The organism is Paenibacillus mobilis (genome assembly GCF_058267595.1).
Genome location: NZ_JBZCMS010000001.1, coordinates 115,515 through 133,558, shown reverse-complemented (window position 1 = coordinate 133,558; position 18,044 = coordinate 115,515). Strand labels below are relative to the sequence as shown.

17 protein-coding genes are annotated in these 18,044 nt (G+C 50.3%); all 17 read right to left on the bottom strand.

The window, feature by feature from the left end:
* Positions 1–6: 6 nt before the first annotated feature.
* The 17 genes from rny to AC3ZPD_RS00605 all read right to left on the bottom strand — a co-directional run bounded on the left by rny (position 7) and on the right by AC3ZPD_RS00605 (position 18,023).
* On the bottom strand, positions 7–1,548 hold the full coding sequence (gene rny, locus AC3ZPD_RS00685) for a ribonuclease Y (RefSeq protein ID WP_490982342.1): 1,542 nt from the start codon (positions 1,546–1,548) through the stop codon (positions 7–9).
* A 312-nt stretch (positions 1,549–1,860) separates the two neighbouring features.
* Complete coding sequence (locus AC3ZPD_RS00680) at positions 1,861–2,580, bottom strand: regulatory protein RecX (RefSeq protein ID WP_490982341.1); 720 nt, start codon at positions 2,578–2,580, stop codon at positions 1,861–1,863.
* 165 nt (positions 2,581–2,745) lie between these two features.
* Complete coding sequence (gene recA, locus AC3ZPD_RS00675) at positions 2,746–3,807, bottom strand: recombinase RecA (RefSeq protein ID WP_490982340.1); 1,062 nt, start codon at positions 3,805–3,807, stop codon at positions 2,746–2,748.
* A gap of 271 nt (positions 3,808–4,078) precedes the next feature.
* Positions 4,079–5,341 carry a competence/damage-inducible protein A gene (locus AC3ZPD_RS00670; RefSeq protein ID WP_490982339.1) on the bottom strand — a complete coding sequence of 421 codons (1,263 nt, stop codon included), beginning with the start codon at positions 5,339–5,341 and terminating at the stop codon, positions 4,079–4,081.
* A gap of 38 nt (positions 5,342–5,379) precedes the next feature.
* A complete protein-coding gene (pgsA, locus tag AC3ZPD_RS00665; protein WP_490982338.1) occupies positions 5,380–5,964 on the bottom strand; it encodes a CDP-diacylglycerol--glycerol-3-phosphate 3-phosphatidyltransferase in 585 nt (194 codons plus the stop codon).
* A gap of 197 nt (positions 5,965–6,161) precedes the next feature.
* Positions 6,162–6,653 carry a YajQ family cyclic di-GMP-binding protein gene (locus AC3ZPD_RS00660; protein ID WP_490982337.1) on the bottom strand — a complete coding sequence of 164 codons (492 nt, stop codon included), beginning with the start codon at positions 6,651–6,653 and terminating at the stop codon, positions 6,162–6,164.
* Between the two features lie 160 nt (positions 6,654–6,813).
* The gene (locus tag AC3ZPD_RS00655; protein WP_490982336.1) at positions 6,814–6,978 is read right to left on the bottom strand and encodes a hypothetical protein; all 165 of its coding nucleotides are present in this window, start codon (positions 6,976–6,978) and stop codon (positions 6,814–6,816) included.
* Positions 6,979–7,085: 107 nt separating this feature from the next.
* Positions 7,086–8,084 carry a RodZ domain-containing protein gene (locus AC3ZPD_RS00650; protein WP_490982335.1) on the bottom strand — a complete coding sequence of 333 codons (999 nt, stop codon included), beginning with the start codon at positions 8,082–8,084 and terminating at the stop codon, positions 7,086–7,088.
* 47 nt (positions 8,085–8,131) lie between these two features.
* Positions 8,132–8,926: a DUF3388 domain-containing protein gene (locus AC3ZPD_RS00645; protein WP_490982334.1), complete on the bottom strand. Its 795-nt coding sequence runs from the start codon at positions 8,924–8,926 to the stop codon at positions 8,132–8,134.
* Between the two features lie 243 nt (positions 8,927–9,169).
* Positions 9,170–9,424 carry a DUF3243 domain-containing protein gene (locus tag AC3ZPD_RS00640; RefSeq protein ID WP_490982333.1) on the bottom strand — a complete coding sequence of 85 codons (255 nt, stop codon included), beginning with the start codon at positions 9,422–9,424 and terminating at the stop codon, positions 9,170–9,172.
* Between the two features lie 166 nt (positions 9,425–9,590).
* Entirely contained in the window at positions 9,591–10,355 is a 765-nt protein-coding gene (ymfI, locus tag AC3ZPD_RS00635; protein ID WP_490982332.1) for an elongation factor P 5-aminopentanone reductase, read from the bottom strand.
* On the bottom strand, positions 10,352–11,635 hold the full coding sequence (gene yfmH / locus AC3ZPD_RS00630; protein ID WP_490982331.1) for an EF-P 5-aminopentanol modification-associated protein YfmH: 1,284 nt from the start codon (positions 11,633–11,635) through the stop codon (positions 10,352–10,354). Before yfmH ends, ymfI begins: the two co-directional genes overlap by 4 nt.
* A gap of 3 nt (positions 11,636–11,638) precedes the next feature.
* The gene (gene yfmF / locus AC3ZPD_RS00625) at positions 11,639–12,919 is read right to left on the bottom strand and encodes an EF-P 5-aminopentanol modification-associated protein YfmF (protein WP_490982330.1); all 1,281 of its coding nucleotides are present in this window, start codon (positions 12,917–12,919) and stop codon (positions 11,639–11,641) included.
* Between the two features lie 125 nt (positions 12,920–13,044).
* On the bottom strand, positions 13,045–13,902 hold the full coding sequence (gene sleB, locus AC3ZPD_RS00620) for a spore cortex-lytic enzyme (protein ID WP_490982329.1): 858 nt from the start codon (positions 13,900–13,902) through the stop codon (positions 13,045–13,047).
* A 255-nt stretch (positions 13,903–14,157) separates the two neighbouring features.
* The gene (locus AC3ZPD_RS00615; protein ID WP_490982328.1) at positions 14,158–16,950 is read right to left on the bottom strand and encodes an FtsK/SpoIIIE family DNA translocase; all 2,793 of its coding nucleotides are present in this window, start codon (positions 16,948–16,950) and stop codon (positions 14,158–14,160) included.
* A 66-nt stretch (positions 16,951–17,016) separates the two neighbouring features.
* The gene (locus AC3ZPD_RS00610) at positions 17,017–17,247 is read right to left on the bottom strand and encodes a YlzJ-like family protein (protein ID WP_490982327.1); all 231 of its coding nucleotides are present in this window, start codon (positions 17,245–17,247) and stop codon (positions 17,017–17,019) included.
* Positions 17,244–18,023: a ClpP family protease gene (locus tag AC3ZPD_RS00605; RefSeq protein ID WP_490982326.1), complete on the bottom strand. Its 780-nt coding sequence runs from the start codon at positions 18,021–18,023 to the stop codon at positions 17,244–17,246. Before AC3ZPD_RS00605 ends, AC3ZPD_RS00610 begins: the two co-directional genes overlap by 4 nt.
* Positions 18,024–18,044: the final 21 nt, after the last annotated feature.

Below are 18,044 nucleotides of genomic sequence, written 5' to 3'. Positions count from 1 at the left end.
TTTCCTTTACTTGGCGTATTCAACCGCCCGTGTTTCGCGAATAACGGTGACTTTAATATGTCCCGGATAATCCAGTTCATTTTCAATCGTCTTCGTGATGTCGCGCGCAAGACGGAAGCTTTCAGCGTCATCGATTTTATCCGGCTGCACCATAACCCGCACCTCGCGGCCGGCCTGGATGGCATAGGATTTCTCGACGCCTTCAAACGATTCGGAAATTTCCTCCAATTTCTCAAGCCGCCGGATATAAGTTTCAAGCGTTTCGCGGCGGGCTCCAGGACGGGCTGCGGACAAGGCGTCAGCAGCTCCTACGAGCATTGCAATCACAGAGGTTGCTTCCTCGTCCCCGTGGTGGGAAGCAATACTGTTAATGACCACAGGATGCTCTTTGTATTTCTTGGCCAGTTCAACGCCGATTTCAACGTGCGAACCTTCCACTTCGTGGTCAAGTGCTTTGCCGATATCGTGCAGGAGACCCGCACGTTTGGCAAGAACGATGTCTTCGCCCAGCTCTCCGGCCATCAGTCCAGCCAGATAAGCGACCTCCATCGAATGCTTAAGCACATTCTGACCGTAGCTTGTCCGGAATTTCAGGCGGCCCAGAATTTTGATCAAATCCGGATGCAGGCCGTGAACACCAACCTCGAAAGTAGCTTGTTCGCCGTATTCCCGAATCCGTTCGTCCACTTCGCGGCGGGATTTCTCCACCATCTCTTCGATGCGGGCCGGATGGATACGTCCGTCCGCAACCAGCTTTTCAAGAGCATTGCGCGCGATTTCCCGGCGGATGGGGTCAAAACCGGACAAAATAACCGCTTCAGGCGTATCATCAATGATAAGATCAATACCGGTCAGCGTTTCAAGAGCCCTGATGTTGCGGCCTTCGCGGCCAATGATCCGGCCTTTCATTTCCTCGTTAGGCAGCGTTACCACCGATACCGTAGTTTCGGCTACATGATCCGCTGCGCAGCGCTGAATAGCCAGCGTGATGATTTCTCGGGATTTCTTGTCCGCTTCTTCTTTCGCCTGCTGCTCAATATCTTTGATCATCTGAGCGGTTTCATGACGAACCTCCTGCTCCACGTTGTTCAGGATAATGCTGCGGGCATCCTCCATCGTGAGGTTGGAAATCCGTTCAAGCTCGGCTACCTGTTTCTTGTACAGCAGTTCAATCTGCTGTTGGGTCTCTTCAATACGTTTCTCCTTGCCGGCCATCTGTTCTTCTTTGCGTTCTAATGATTCAATTTTCTTATCCAGCGACTCTTCTTTTTGCAACAATCGTCTTTCCTGTCGTTGGGCTTCATTCCGACGTTCACGAATGTCCTTATCAGCTTCGGTCCGGAGCTTGTGGATTTCATCCTTGGCCTCCAAAACCGTTTCTTTCTTCAGTGCTTCTGCTTCTTTCTTCGCATTATCCACAATCTGGAGTGCGGCCTGTTCTGCACTGGAAATTTTAGCTTCTGCAAGAGATTTGCGGATAAAATATCCGATCCCGAACCCAAAGAATAATGCGGCGACAACGAGAATGATCGAAAGCCATATTGGCATGTCTTTCACCTCCCCGTTGTTTTCTCCAAGGCATTCCTTGGGAGAGTGCAGTTGTCAAATTACTTTTCCCTTTAGTCTTCTCATACAAAGAATCGAAACATAAGACGATTCGGTAAGTCGCACATGCTGCCCATGTGCTGTTCGGCCACATCCTGCGGAAGATTGGTAAATGCAGGATGCATACGATAGGAATCATTATAGAAATTACATTTTGGAAAGAAAAATGTCTATAGGATTCTTGTTCATTTTATTATTTCGCGAAAGAAATTGTCAAGCTGTGACAAGTAGCCGGGCCGCAGATTCAGTGGATTTTCAGAAAAATTCATCCTCATTTTCTTCCCACGTGTCAAACTCTCCCAAATTTCTTATGACTTTAGACACAAGGCTTCCCTTGAAACCCCGGCGCATCAGAAATGCGCCGACCTTGCGCTTTCGTTCGGCAGGCTCCCCGTCCAAACGCTGCCAACGCTTTTCCGCCAGCTTTTTTGCGCTTTCAAATTCGGTTTCTTCATCCACCTGTTCCAGGGCTGCCTCGATACGAGGCTTGGAAACGCCTTTCTGGAGTAGTTCCTGCCTGATCCACATCTTCCCCTTGCCTTTGCCCTCCAAGCGCTGCTGTGCCCATTCCGCCGCGTACCGGGCATCATCGAGATAACCCTCCCGCTCCAGACGTTCCATCGTTTGCTTGGCAATGGATTCTCCAAAGCCTTTTTCTTTCAGCCGGACAACCATTTCATATGCGGTACGGGGTTTGCGTCCCAAAAAGGCCAGACCGGCCGCATAGGCCTGCTGCTTCTCATCCGCCTGAACGATTTCTTCAAGTTCCGTCCGGGAGAAACGGCCGCCTTTCAGCATCCGGAACTTGATCATCGTGTTTTCGTGTACCTCCAGGCAGTGTTCCATAAAGCAGATTTGGTACCTCTGTTTATTTTTCCAGCCTTGCAGCTGCTTCACGCTGGTAATTTCAAGCTGCTGATGCTCCGGAAAAGAAGCCAGCGCGTCCGTGAATGTTTCTTCATGCTGTTCCGGCATCGGATCCTCTCCCTGCGTGAAATTCTGTCGGCAGGGAGCAGATGCGCCTGAATGGAGCTTCCGCAGCTACCCTGCCTTTATTTATAACTTTGGCATTTCTTACGATTTCATGCAAAAAAGCGCTCTGAGATATCGCAGAGCGCTAGATCGCAAAATTCACGATTGTTATTCGGCTTCAAAAAGCGCCTGTTCTTCCAATTTATCCGCTTCCTCTTCTTCTGCAGAAGAAGCCGGTACAACCGTGGTCAAGCTGCTTGCTTCACGAACTTTAAGTTCAATAGCGTCAGCAATTTCTTTATGTTCTTTCAAAAATTGCTTCGCATTTTCACGGCCTTGGCCCAAACGTTCGCCTGCATAAGAGTACCAGGCACCACTTTTGTCGACGATATCCAGCTCTACGCCGATATCGACGATGCTGCCTTCTTTTGAAATCCCTTCGCCGTACATAATATCAACCTCTGCTTGTTTAAACGGAGGAGCCACTTTGTTCTTAACGACTTTAATGCGGGTACGGTTACCCACCATGTCATTGCCCATTTTAATCGTTTCTACCCGGCGCACATCCAGACGGACGGTGGAGTAGAACTTCAAGGCGCGGCCGCCCGGCGTTGTTTCAGGGTTACCGAACATCACGCCAACTTTCTCGCGAAGCTGGTTAATAAAGATCGCGATCGTTTTCGATTTGCTGATCGCACCGGACAATTTACGCAGCGCTTGAGACATCAGTCTCGCTTGCAGACCTACGTGGGAATCGCCCATTTCCCCTTCGATTTCCGCTTTAGGCACCAATGCCGCAACGGAGTCAATGACGATAATGTCTACCGCGCCGCTGCGCACGAGAGCTTCGGCAATCTCCAAAGCCTGCTCGCCGGTGTCCGGCTGGGAAAGCAGCAATTCATCAATATTAACGCCAAGTTTATTGGCGTAAGAAGGATCAAGCGCATGCTCCGCATCAATAAAAGCAGCTTGTCCGCCGATTTTTTGAACCTCTGCAATCGCATGCAGGGCTACCGTTGTTTTACCGGAGGATTCCGGTCCATACACTTCAATAATACGGCCGCGCGGAAATCCGCCTGTGCCGAGTGCAATATCTAAAGCCAAAGATCCGCTTGGGACGATCTCCACTTGCATATGAGTGGATTCTCCCAGTTTCATAATGGAACCTTTACCGAATTGTTTTTCTATTTGACGAAGCGCCATTTCCAACGCTGCACGACGATCTGACAATCAGCTCACATCCTTAATGAGATAAAATACTTAACTGTTCTTCCTACAATAAATTATACCTTGTTTCAGAGCGTTTGCCAAGCATTTTTCGAACATACATTCGTTTTTTTGAAGTCTCCAGCCACTCCCCTTCCGAAACGCCTAAACAGCAAGATTTTTCCTGAATCCCTAAAAAAAAGAACCGCAGCAATTTAAACAGTTGCTGCGGTTCTTCCGCTAAAACCATTATAAAGAAAAAAACGGCGCCTTGCAAAGCCGGACGTTTCCAGCATCAGCCCTTAGTTTTTTCATTAAGCTTAAGCCACAATTGATATAACACGGATTTCGCCGATCGAACCCGGATCGTATCGCGGTTGCCCTTCAAGTGCAATTCAAAGGTTGTCGTCTCCCCGCCCCGTTCGGATAAACCGAGATAAACAAGCCCGACGGGTTTGCGTTCGGAGAAGGCGGGCCCGGCTACGCCTGTGACGGACAATCCAAAGTCGGCATCCATCACCATGCGGACCTGCTCGGCCAGCACTTCAGCCGTTTCCTTGCTCACTGCTCCCGGCGCATTTTCTCCTTCAAGCAGGTCATGGGGCACATTCAAGAGTTTCTCCTTCATGTCGTTGGAGTAACAGACGATTCCCCCTTTGAACACCGTTGCGCATCCCGGAATGGAAGTCAAATTGCCCATCAGCAAGCCGCCCGTGCAGCTTTCCGCGATGGCTACCGTCAGACCCAATTCCGTAAGCAGATCCACGATCACTTTTTCAATCGGCACATCTTCGCTCGCATAAAGATTCTCAGGCAGTCGTGAACGAATTTGAGCTTCCATGGCGTCCAATTTCTCCGCGGCTTCCAAAACGGAAGAAGCTTTGGTCGAAATGCGGACCGTCACTTCGCTTTCTTTTGCATAAGGAGCTAGGGTCGGATCGCTTTGGCCTTCAATAAGATCTAATAATTCCGTTTCGAGCGCCGACTCGCCGATTCCGGCAAACTTAAGCATTCTGGAATAAAGAGGTTTCTCTTCCGTGAGCACCTGCTGCAAAATCCAGTTCTTGACCTGTTCTTCAAACATCGGAACCAGCTCTTTAGGCGGACCGGGCAGAAGTATGTAATGTTTGCCGTTCTCGGACAAAGCGTTCCCGATCGCAAGACCTGTTGAATTCGGAAGAGGTGTCGCTCCGTCAATGGATAAAGCCTGGCGTTTGTTGTTTTCCGTCATCGGACGGGCACGGTCTTTAAAAAATTGCTCGACATGGTCCATCGCCAGCCGGTCGATATGCAAAGAACGTCCAAGCACCGCCGCAAGCGCGTCTTTGGTTAAATCATCCTGAGTGGGGCCGAGTCCTCCCGTAAAAAGAAGAATATCCGCTCTGCCTTGAGCCGTGTGGATAGCCTGCTGAAGACGGTCCATATTATCGCCAACAACGGTCTGAAAATAAACGTCAATTCCGAGAGCCGCCAACTCCTGGGATAAATACTGGGCGTTGGTATTTACAATTTGACCAAGCAGAAGCTCGGTTCCTACTGCGATAATTTCGGCTTTCATCTGCGTCAATCCCTTCGCTGCAAGTGGTGAAGATGAATTTAAATTTTGGATAAAGAAAGTATGCTTTTATTCTTCACAAAATAGTCTATGCCGGAGTAAATGGTAATAATCGCAGCAAGCCAAATCGCGATGTCGTCAAAAGGAATATTCATCCATTCAAAAGGGAAATTATTCAATAATAAAGCGCTGATCGCGATAATTTGCGTGATGGTTTTGGCTTTTCCCCATTTGCTTGCCGCAATGACTGAACCTTCCAGCAAAGCAACCTCCCTGAGCCCCGTTACGGCGAACTCCCGGCTGATGATGATCACGGAAATCCAGGCGCTGCATTTGTCCATCGCGGTAAGCGAAATCAGAACCGCCGCAACCAGCAGTTTATCAGCCAGCGGGTCCAGCAATTTGCCCAGATTGGTCACCATATTGTTTTTGCGTGCCAAATAACCGTCAATGCCGTCTGTGCTCGCCGCCAAAATAAACAGCAGTGCGGCAATCAGCTGATTGACCGGCAGGCTGTAGGTTCCCCATTGCAGGATTCCGAAGCTTTTTTCGTCGATCAGCAGAAACACCAGCATCAGCGGAATCAAAAAAATCCGGGACATCGTTATTTTATTAGGTAAATTCACAACTCATCCTCCCTGTTAAAGTTCCGGATTTTGCTTGTCCTTTTGTCTCTCTCATGTAAACCGTTCATCCTGTCTCCCCCATTGGTGCGGACTAAAATTAGCCAAATATACCTTACCAAGTATAATATACGGCAAAATGAGAGTCAAAAAACACCAGGCTGAGGAAAAACGGCTTAAAAAATGAGTTTAAACCCTCATTACTTAAAATTCGTAAATTGCAGGTCCAATGGAATATCGGCATTTCGGAGCAGCGTCATTACCGCCTGAAGGTCATCTTTGCTTTTCCCGGTGACTCGGATCGAATCCCCCTGGATCTGGCTTTTAACCTTTAGCTTCGAGTCGCGGATGAGCGTATTGATTTTTTTGGCTGCATCCTGTTCGATGCCTTGCTTCAGCTTGATTCGCTGACGGACGGTCCCCATGGAGGCCGGTTCCACCTTGCCATAATCCAAATTTTTAATGGGCAAGCTGCGTTTAATCATTTTGGACTGTAAAATGTCGATAACCGCTCCAAGCTTGTATTCGTCGTCCGAAGCGATGACAAGCGCATCCTTTTCCAGCGACAAGCTGCTTTTGCTGTTCTTAAAATCAAAACGGTTATCGATTTCGCGCTCCGTCTGGTTAATCGCGTTGCTGAGCTCCTGCATATCGAATTTAGAAACAATGTCGAATGAGCTTTCTGAAGCCATGGAATCACTTTCCTTTTCTCTGTTATGGTGTTATCTATTATAGAAAAATCTGCGGGGCAAGTCCATTTTCCCGAAGAACCTAACAAATTTTTTCCGCAAAAAAAACAAAACAGACGCCTTTTCTGCTTAGAAAAAGCGCCTGCTTATCCTGCATTCGGTCTCAACGCGTGCTTCTGGCCGGAGTTCTGAACATGTTCAGAATTCCGAGTACGATATGAGCCAACCCGAATCCTAAAATCCCATAACCCCAGGCATTGGGTGTGAGGTAATAACCGATCAAGGATACGATGATCCCGATCCCCGCCACAATCCAGCTTGTCGTCACGATTAACACCTCTCTTCATCCAAGGAATAACATTACCGGCTGATCCAAGGCGGTAGCAATGTTATTCTTTCCAGTGAAGAAAAGCGTTATTCGAAGCTTAAAAGAGTTTAAGGTGCGGAAGATTCGTTGCCGCTGCCATCTCCGGCATTGTCTGCCGTATTATTTGCATCCGGCGTGCCGGCGTCTCCTGGAGCAACCAGGTTCAGCTGAATTCTGGCCGTGTTGCGGTCATCCACCACCGGCTGGCCGCCAACCGTTATGGTCGTGTAAGGGGCAGCGCCGGACTTGATGAACATGCCCTCGCTGTCCAAATTACCGCTAAAAGATTGCCCGTCTTCCATCGTTTGATAATACAGCTTTTCGCCGTTTTTATCGCCTTTGCGGACCTCCACCCAGCTGCGGCCTCCGCTCGCCGTAATTTCAACCGGTACTGAAGCCCCTTCAGGGCTTTGAACGTTAAACTGCAGCGCGCTGCCTGCTTTACCGTCTTGAGTCACAATCACACCATCGGTTGCAGGAGGAGCAGAGCTGTCAGGATTTCCGTCCGCATCCGAGGAAGAAGGATCAAGCGAAGACGAAGCTGGGGGAGCCGATGAAACATCGCTGCTTGCCGGAGCAGACGGATCGGGGCTCGCCGAAGGCGTGCCTCCTGCCGCCGCGCTAGGATCCAGTTCATCGCTGGTAACCGGAGTCGGGTCCGCCGTCTGATTGCCGTCGCCTTTGTTGTTAATAACAACTAAATAAATGACCGCAACGATAATGACCAAAAAGGACCACATCAGAACGGTGGACAGCCATTTGGGGTTGCCTTCCGATGCTGATTTCGTTCTTCTGCGCTGAAGCACGGGCTCCATCACCGGTTCCGGATCCGCTGCCGGCACGGTTTTCTGATGTTCGGTAAGCAGTTCATCCGAACTTACGCCTACAGCTTCCGCGTAGGTTTTGATAAAAGCCCTAACGTAAAAGCTGCCTGGAAGAACTTTATAATCACCGGCCTCGATGGCCTCCAAATATCGTTTGCGGATTTTTGTCATTTCTTGTACATCATCCAGCGATAAGCCGCGTGCCAAACGCGCTTCCTTTAGTTGCTGGCCTAAATCTGACATAACCATCACCTCCTGCTTTTAATATGGCTGAAACTTGATAATCTTCATCAAATTTCTTCGTTATAAATGGTAACAAACGTATCATAAACGATTTCCTCGTCCGGATTGTTTCGCAATTCGATAATAATGTCAAAATCGTCATAACTGTAATCGGATTCCTTCATGAACACGTCCGGATGCTCCACTACCTTCGTCGACGGCATGGACATGATTGTCTGCAACAGCTGATGGTGTTTCTCATTGGAACGCAAAGTACTCACAATCCCGTCAATGATAAACACATTGGACGGATTAAGTTCTTCTTCGGAAAGCTGGCTGCGGACCGTCTGGCGCAGCAGAGTCGAGGAGACAAAGGTCCAATGCTTCATCGCACATACGCTGCCGGCAATAATCGATTCCGTTTTGCCTACCCTCGGCATGCCGCGCAGACCGATGACCTGATGTCCTTCCCTTTTAAATAATTCACCCAAAAAGTCTACAAGCAACCCAAGCTCATCGCGCGTAAAACGGAAAGTTTTCAAATCGTCCGAATCGCGGTCGATATACCGGCCGTGGCGTACAGCCAAAATATCGACAAGCTTGGGATGTCTCAGTGCCGAAACCGTAACGCTCCCGACGGTTTTAAGCATCTCGCCGAGCAGTTCAATCTTCCGTTCGTCGTCTGTTTCGAGCAGCATGCCGCGGGTTTTCCCCTCCACACCGTTAATCGTTAAAATGTTGACCTCAAGCATCCCGAGCATGGAGGCGATATCCCCCAAAAGGCCTGGTCGATTGTTATGTATGGTATATTCCAGATACCACTGTCTTTTTTCTCCCAAAACATCCACCCTTTCCCTCTTCATGAATCATTCGACATCTCCGGACAGTATTCCTTCCCATTCGAGCAAAGTCAGCAATCTTCACGAACAACACATCATTTTTAATGATATAGAAAATGGTTTTGAAAGGCAAGCGTGGCACGGAAAATAAAGAAATACGAAAAGCTCCCTTTCGGGAGCTCTCCGCCGCATATCAGACCGTATACGATTCGGACCCTTGCCCGAACGAAAGCGGAAATTCGCTTTATAATTGAAGACAGCGGCCGGTTATGCGTTTTTCTTTGCAAGTTTGACCATCAAACGTGCGATGGTTCTGCGCTCTTCTTCGTCGCCGACTTCCCAAAGTTCTTTCAGCGCGCGGTTGGAAGGATTTTGCGGGTCGACTTTATCTTCGAGGAAACCCCCGATTTCAAAAGCCAGGTTCGCGATCGTATCTTCGCTCATGCCGGTGTTTTCAGCATGTTTAACGCGCTCTCCGAGGAACTTTTTCCAGGAATCGAAATTATTCAGTACAGAAGACATGTTTTACTCCTCCTATCACCTTTGCGAATGGAATTGGTCAACACCCGTAATATGTGATAATAGGAGCTTATTTATACAGTCCTTTAACAAAGCTTGGCATTGGTAAAATAAAACGGCCGCACAATTTTAACAATGTGCCCCTGCAGTTCAATCCGCCGGGACGGCCTCAAGTAAGCCAGCCGCCGTTCGGGCTAATAATTTGTCCCGTAATGTACCCCGATTCAGGCAGGGCCAGAAAATAAACAAGCGAGGAAATCTCCTCGGCGGTAGCCAGCCGGCCGGCTGGAATTTCTTCCTCCAGCTGCCTGATTTCCTCCGCCGAGAAGCCGCTCATCATATCCGTCTGGACCGCTCCTGGCGCAACGGCATTAACCGTTACCCCGGACGGAGCCAGCTCTTTGGCCAACGCTTTGGTAAAGGCGTTTACCCCACCCTTGGCGGCGGAATAGACCACTTCGCAGGAAGCGCCGGATATTCCCCAAATCGAGCTGACGTTGATAATACGTCCATATTTTTGGCTGACCATATAAGGCATAAAGACCTGGCTGCACAAAAATACGCCTTTCAAATTGACATCCATCACTTCGTCCCAGTCTTCCTCCGCAACATCAGCCAGCATCCCGTATTTGGCGATACCCGCATTGTTTACGAGAATATCCGGATACAAACCGTGATCCTCCAGCTTCTGGCGCATTCTGACGATCTCGTCTTTCTTCCGCAGGTCCGCGGAGACGGTAAATACCTTCGCTCCAAGCTCCATGCAGCGCCTGGCGACTTCGTTGGCCGCCTCATGCGATTTGCTGTAATGTATCACGATGTTCATGCCAACCGCGGCAAAACGTTCGGCTATTTTTGCGCCGATTCCCCTGCTGCCGCCCGTCACAAGGACGGTCATTTCCCCGATCCCTTTCTCCCCCCCGCTTCCGTTCACTCCGGACTCACCACAAGCGAGATCGCCAGCTGGTCCCAGTCGGCATGCTCGCGCAGACGTTCGTTGACTTCATCCAGAGTAACGGACTCATACAGCTGCACAATGGAGAACAAATCGCCGCCGCGGAACCGGTAACGGGTAAATTCATGAGCGATGTTTTCGGGAGAATTCAGCATGCGCAAATGGCCGCCGATTTTTTTCTTCACGGCCCGTTCAAAATCCGTACGCTCAAAACCGCTTGCCGCCAGCTTGTCGACTTCCTCTTTAACGGTCGAAATCAGCAGATCGGGATCTCGGGTATCTCCTCCAACCGCAGAAAAAGAATAATTGACATCGCTGTTATATTCATGACCAAAGCTGTCTGAAATAAGCTCCATATCATAAAGCTTTTGATACAGTTTGGTGCTTGAGCCAAACAACAGATCCAGCATCAGCTTGGTGATCAAATCCCGCCGGATCAGCTCTTCTCCCGAATAACCCACCTTGCTGTCTTTGAAACCAAACAGGCATTTCGGAAGGGATACCGGCAGTTTGATGACTTTTTTAGCTTCCGCCACTGCATTCGGTTCCTGATCGAACAGCCGCTCGATGCGGCCCTGGGGTTTATAATCCTTTTTCGCCTGGTTCTCTCTGATCAGCGTCAGCACTTGCTCCGGGTCCACCCCTCCCACCACAAACAGCAGCATATTGCTTGGATGGTAAAAAGCGTTGTAGCAAGTATAGAGTGTCTCCTTGGTAATGGTGCCGATGGACTCTACCGTACCGGCAATATCGATATGCACCGGATGGATTTTATAAAAAGCTTCGATCAAGCCGAAATAAACCCGCCAGTCCGGATTGTCCTGGTACATGTTGATTTCTTGGCCGATGATGCCCTTTTCCTTCTCTACATTCTGGTCCGTGAAATAAGGATTTTGAACGAAATTCACCAGCGTTTCGATGTTTTCGTAAACATGATCCGTGGCGGAGAACAGATAAACCGTCTGGTTGAAGCTTGTAAAAGCATTGGCGGAAGCTCCGTTGGAAGCAAACGTAGAAAAAATGTCGCCCTCCGGCTCCTCGAACATTTTGTGTTCCAGAAAGTGGGCAATACCGTCGGGAACCTTGATTTCTTCCTGTCCCTCCACTTTAAAATGGTTGTCAATGGAACCGTATTTCGTCGAGAAGGTGGCGTAGGTTTTGGAAAAACCCGGCTTCGGCAATACGTATACCTCAAGCCCATTCTCCATTTTCTCATGATAGAGCGTTTCCTGAAGCTTGTCGTAAGTGATTTTCTCCACCGGTTATTCCTCCTTCTGGCCTGTCAGGAAATAAATCGTATCCAAATGGAAGGTCTGGGCCGCGTCCACGATATCCTGTTTGGAAACCTCCTCCACCTGGGACAACAGTTGCTCCGCCGGACGGTCTTTGCCTGACAAAACACGGTTAAAATCATAAGCGATCATTTCGAAAGCCGAATCCTGCATTTCACGCAGCTGGTTGCGGATCATCGCTTTGGTCTGGCTCATTTCGAGCTCGCTGATTTCTCCTTGTCGAAGGCTCTCCAGCTGCTCTTTGATAATGCCAAGGGCTTTCTCATAATTCTGAATTTCAATGCCGGATTGAATGGTCGCAAGTCCTTTATGACCGTCGTATCGGGAAGAGGCATAATAAGCCAGGCTGGCTTTCTCGCGCACATTCACAAACAGCTTGGAATGCGGATAGCTGCCGAGAATGCCGCTGTACATCAAAGCGGAGGCATAACGGTCATCCCCGTAAGTAATCGGCGTCCGGAGGCCCATGTTCAGCTTGCCTTGGTTTACGTTCAACCGTTCGGTTACGCTGTTAACGCCTCTTGGTTCAAACGTTGCTTGTTCATGGCCATATTCCGGAGAGGCGGAGCGATTCAGGTTAAAATGTTTTTCTACCAGGGAGGAAACTTCCTCCAAAGAGGTATCCCCTACCACATAAAGGTCCAAATGAGCCTGCTGCAGCCACTCTTTATAGGATTCATACAAGTTTTGCTCGGTGATGGACTCCAGTTTTTCCCGGCTGCCAAGCGGGTTCAAGCGGTAAACGTCGTTTTTGAACATTTCCTCCATGCAGCGTTCGGCCGCATATCGGGCTTTGTCGTTAATGATCGCTTCCAGCTTTTTGCGCACATTGTCTTTCTCCGCTTTCACATAGGAAGCCCGGAAAACGCCGTTTTCCGTAAGCGGATTCGTGACGACTTCGCCAAGAAAAGCAAAGGATTGCGCCAGCAGGGAATCCGTGGATTTCACAAAAGAATCATTGATGGTATCCATGCGGAACGTTACGATCTGGTAATTTCCGCGTTTATAAACATCGAAGCCGAAGCCGGCTCCATACATATGCTCCAGCTGCTCCCGGAAAAGCGTGGTTTCGGGGTAAGAAGCCGTTCCCCTGCGCAGCACAAAAGGTGTCAAGGCCGTGGGAGTGACCCGCTCTTCTTTAAGCGGAATCCCTGCGTATAACGAAACGGCAAATGTTTTGAAACGTTTGGTGGGCAGCACGTGAATCCGCATTTGGTTCACTTGGCCCCGTTCAAACAAGGTAGTTGTCAAGAGTCAAAACCCCTTTACAAGAGACTGAAATTCAATATGGCCCCGAAAATGTAGTTCCATTCTATACCAATCAACAGGAAAGAAGCAACCAAGAGGAATTCCCGGCTGCTTCAGTCCAAGCATGGCTACATGCAGAAAATATGCTTCCCGATCGTCTTCACCTGAGGGCGGCTCCAAATCCACTTTGAGGTTGCGGTTTCAGGGTTGAAGTAGTACAAACATCCGCCGGACGGGTCCCATCCGTTAAGAGCCTGCCGGACGGCTTTTTTCGAAGATTCGTTGGGTGTAAGCCAGATTTGTCCGTCCGCTACTGCCGTAAACGCGCCCGGCTGAAAAATAACGCCGGAAACCGTATTTGGAAAACTTGGCGACTTTACACGGTTCAGGATCACCGCTGCTACGGCAACCTGCCCTTCAAAAGGTTCCCCCCGCGCTTCGCCGTTGACGGCATTCGCCATAATCTTCAGGTCGTTGTCGGTCAGGTTTAAATCGTTGGCCGATCCCAGCGATGCGGTATCGTCGTCTCCCCCGCCTCCTCCTTGATTGGCTGTCCCTCCGCCGGCCTGGCCGCCGGGTGCGCCTTGATTCGGATTCGGATTATAAGAGGAGGCCTCAGGCTTCCAGTTTTTTGTAGCGTTATAAAGCTTCAACTTGGTTTTGGCTCCGGCAATGCCGTCCGGCTTCATGCCGAATTTTTTCTGAAACGTATAAACGGCATCGCGGGTGGTTGTCCCATAATGGCTGTCCAGGTCGCCTTTATAGAAACCAAGAAACTTTAAACGTCCTTGCAATTCGTATACATCCTGGCCATAGGCGCCCGTCTGCATAACCTGGGAAGTGAACGCGGGTTTGGACTGGCCGGAATCCGGCTGACCTTCCTGCGCAGCGGTGCTTGCGGGCTTATGGAAATATAACGATCCCAAAACCATGCCGACGAGAGTAAGCATCAAACCGGCTGAAATCCAGTTTTTCATGTTTGTCATACGCTTTAGCTCTACCTTTCTCTGTGGTTTAACCAAGTGTGGGTAACTTTAGTATGACAACCCCTTCCGTTTCCTATGCATCATTTTAAAGCTAAAGCAAGCAGCATACCCCCGCTATGCGGGGGTATGCTGCTTATTCCGGAACCGCGCCAGCGCTTTCGTTTCGAAGGTTTTGCGGGGAGTCGGCGGTTTTATTTGTTTCAGCAAAAAGCCGCTCGGCAGGTGAATGCTGAGCGGCTTGGTTACACCGGCAAGTCAGGAACTGATCCGGTTTTGGTTATATTGTTCTACGGATACAAGAACCTCGCGTGGTTTGCTGCCTTCATAAGGCCCCACAATCCCACGGGCTTCCATAGAGTCGATTAGCCGTGCAGCCCGGGTATAACCGATCCGCATACGGCGCTGCAGCAGGGAAACGGAAGCCTGCTTGGCTTCCAAAATGATCTGAACAGCCTGGTCGTACAGTTCGTCCAGCACCTCTTCCAGTTCCTGCTGGGTATCGTCCACTTCCGGAACAAGGCTTTCATCATATTCCGCTTGGCCTTGTTCGCTTACGTAATGGACAATCGTTTCTACCTCCTGATCGCTCATAAAGGCGCCTTGGACACGTACCGGCTTCGAGGCCCCCATCGGCATAAACAGCATATCGCCGCGGCCCAGCAGCTTCTCTGCGCCCGCCATGTCAAGAATCGTCCGCGAATCGACCTGAGAGGATACGCCAAATGCGATGCGGGAAGGTATATTGGCTTTAATAACCCCGGTAATAACGTCAACGGACGGCCGCTGGGTAGCTATGATCAAATGGATGCCGGCTGCCCGGGCCATCTGGGCCAGGCGGGCGATCGCATCCTCGACGTCATTTGCCGCGACCATCATCAAATCCGCAAGCTCGTCCACGATAACCACAATGTAAGGCAGGAGAGCGTCCGGATTGTCCTTCATCAGGTTATTATAACCTTCGATATTCCGGGTGCCTGATTTGGAAAACTTCTCGTAACGTTTCTCCATCTCGACGACGATTTTCTTCAGCGCCAGGGAAGCCCGTTTCGGGTCGGTAACGACCGGTGCGAGCAAATGCGGAATTCCGTTGTAGACGTTAAGCTCCACCATCTTCGGATCGACCATCATAAATTTCACTTCATCCGGTTTAGCTTTAAACAGGATGCTGGTAATAATCCCGTTGATACAAACCGATTTCCCCGAACCTGTCGCCCCCGCCACCAGCAAATGGGGCATCTTCGCCAGGTTGCCGACAATCGTCTGTCCGGAAATATCCCGGCCGAAAGCGATGGACAATTTGGATTCCGCCTCCTGGAAGGTCGGCGTTTCCATAACCTCGCGCATTGTGACTACGGATACCTCGCTGTTTGGCACTTCGATGCCAATGGCCGATTTGCCCGGAATCGGAGCCTCCATCCGGATATCTTTGGCCGCAAGCGCGAGGGCGATGTCATCGGTCAAATTCACGATTCGGCTGACCTTGACGCCGATATCCGGCTGAATTTCATACCGGGTGACCGCCGGTCCCCTTACCACCTCCAGCACTCTGGCTCTGACGCCGAAGCTTTCCAGCGTCGCTTCCAGCTTACGGGCCGTACTCATGTAATCGGCCTGATCCCCGGCTTTATTGCCGGCGCTTGGTCTGGCCAGCAGACGGAACGGCGGAAGTTTATACGGTTTGGGCTTCGGTTTCGGCGGTTCTGCCGCAGCAGTTTGTGCGGCTGAAGGATCACCGCCGGCATTTCCGGCTTCAGCCTCTCCCAATGCGCCATCCGGGCTCTCATAGGGATCTGCCAAGTCGTCGGGATCCTGCGCTTCATCCTGCGAATCGTGCTTATGCAAAACCTCTGCTTCGCCGAAGCCGCCGGATACGGAATCACCGGATTCGTCCTGATCCGCTACTCCGGCAAATGAGCTTTCAGCGGCAGTCCGAGCATGCAGACCCGCCCCATAAGCCATTCCCTCATCCTCGTCCTCATCATCTCCGTTTTCTTTGCGAATATGATCAAAGAAATCGCGGATAATAAGTCCCCGCTCCTCTTCCTGCTGAGGACTCAGCTCGGCCGCAGGCACCGGATTCTGACGCTCGGCCGTCCCTATGCCTATGCCGACCTCGTTCCAATTCACCGGCTGACTGGCTGGTCCGGTTATAATGGCAGGCGAGCTGTTTTCATCAAAGGCATCCTCGAAGCTTTCTTCAGAGAGCTGCGAAGCTTGTTCTTCCTGGCTCCCCTTAAAGCCCAGCAGTTGGAAAAAGACCGGCTTTTTCGGTTTAGCCGTCAAAGCTTCGGACGCCGGAACGAAATCCTCGTCATCGTCGTCAAGATCATCATCCCCGGCGGGGGCCGAAGAGGGCACCTTAATCGCAGCAGGTTTTGCTTTACGCTTCTGACCCGCCGGAACAGCTCTGAACATCCGCAATTTACGGGAAATGACTTCGCCGATACGGAACACCCTTGTACGAATCAGCCTTCCCAGTTCTACAAACGACAGATTCGTAATAAGCATAAAGCTGATTGCAAACATGACGATCAAAATCAGCTTGCTGCCTGTCAGGCCAAAAAGCAGGCTAAGAAGCGCAAATTCGGCCGCACCTATGTAACCGCCGCTGATATCCAGCTTAAAAATGGAAACGGCGCCTCCATAACCCGGCATGCTTAAAGCCTGCTGCAAATCGATGCGGGTCTGGTTAAAAATGTTGCTTGGTGTCAAAGCGCCTACGGGCGCAAGTTTAAGCTCCATAGCGGAAATCGTGCTCATCAGCGCAAAAGACAACACGGCCACGACCATGCCGCTTTTTCTGCTAGTCCATTTGTTCGGCCAATGGCGGTGAATCATCACCGTTAATCCGGCATAAATGCCGACAAGCGGAATTACGAAATAAAATTTGCCAAGCAGCAGGGCTGCCATTTTGGACAACGATCTGCCGACCGCCGCTTCTCCCGACAAGGCAATGATCGCCAGCGTTATCAGGATGATCCCGTAGATTTCATATTTTAAAGTTCGGGTTAAAGCTGTTTTCTTCTTTTTGCGTTTCTTACCGGCCACAGGAACACCTCCAGATGAATATTATACCATATTCTCCGGAGGCAACCTAGAAGGAATCCCGCGCCGTTATTGCTTTTTCATCAGGACAGGCATAAAGGCGATTTCCTGTCCAGGTGCATAAGCCGGGTTCAAATAATCGTCCAAACCGCAGCGAAGCAGGCGAACAATCGTCGCCCGATGATCCGCTTCCAAACGGACCTGCATCAATACACCGCCGACCTCCATCTCCATGTAATTTTCAGTAGAGTCATAATTTTCCCACACAGCTTCTTCCGGCATAATCGTATAAATGCTCATTGGGTCAGCCCTCCTTGGGCCGCAAGCGTTTTCTTGGCCTGGATCAGGCTATTCAGCTTCAGCAAAGCATCGCCGATTCCCCCTACCCCGTCGATAAGCCCATATTTCACGGCATCAAATCCGCCGACCGCCGTTCCGATGTCCCGGTTTAATTCGCCGGTTTTAAACATCAGCTCTTTGAATTTCTGTTCGGTGATGGCAGAATGCCCGGTTACGAATTTGACGACCCGCTCCTGCATTTTTTCGATATATTCAAAGGTTTGCGGAACGCCGATGACCAGACCGGTCATCCGGATCGGGTGAATGGTCATCGTGGCGCTTTCCGCGATCAACGAATAATCGGCGGAAACCGCGATCGGAACCCCGATGCTGTGCCCGCCGCCGATCACTACCGTAACCGTAGGTTTGGTCAGAGAAGAAATCATTTCGGCTATGGCAAGTCCCGCCTCTACATCTCCGCCCACGGTATTCAGCATGACAAGAATTCCTTCAATTTTTGGATTCTGTTCCGCTGCCACGAGCTGAGGAATCAGGTGTTCATATTTTGTCGTTTTGTTCTGCGGAGGCAACATGATATGCCCCTCAATCTGGCCGATAATCGTCAGGCAATAAATATTGGATGTTTCTGCAACCGGCACGGAGGTTTGCCCCAGCTGCTGAATGGCTTCGACGGCTGCATTTCCGGCCCCGGTTGTCTCCGGAGCAGCCGGCGCGGGAGCAGGAGCCTGCTCGGGCGTTTCATTTTCTGAATTTTGCGTATAAGCACGTTCGCTCATGTCCTCAATCCTTTCGGTTTC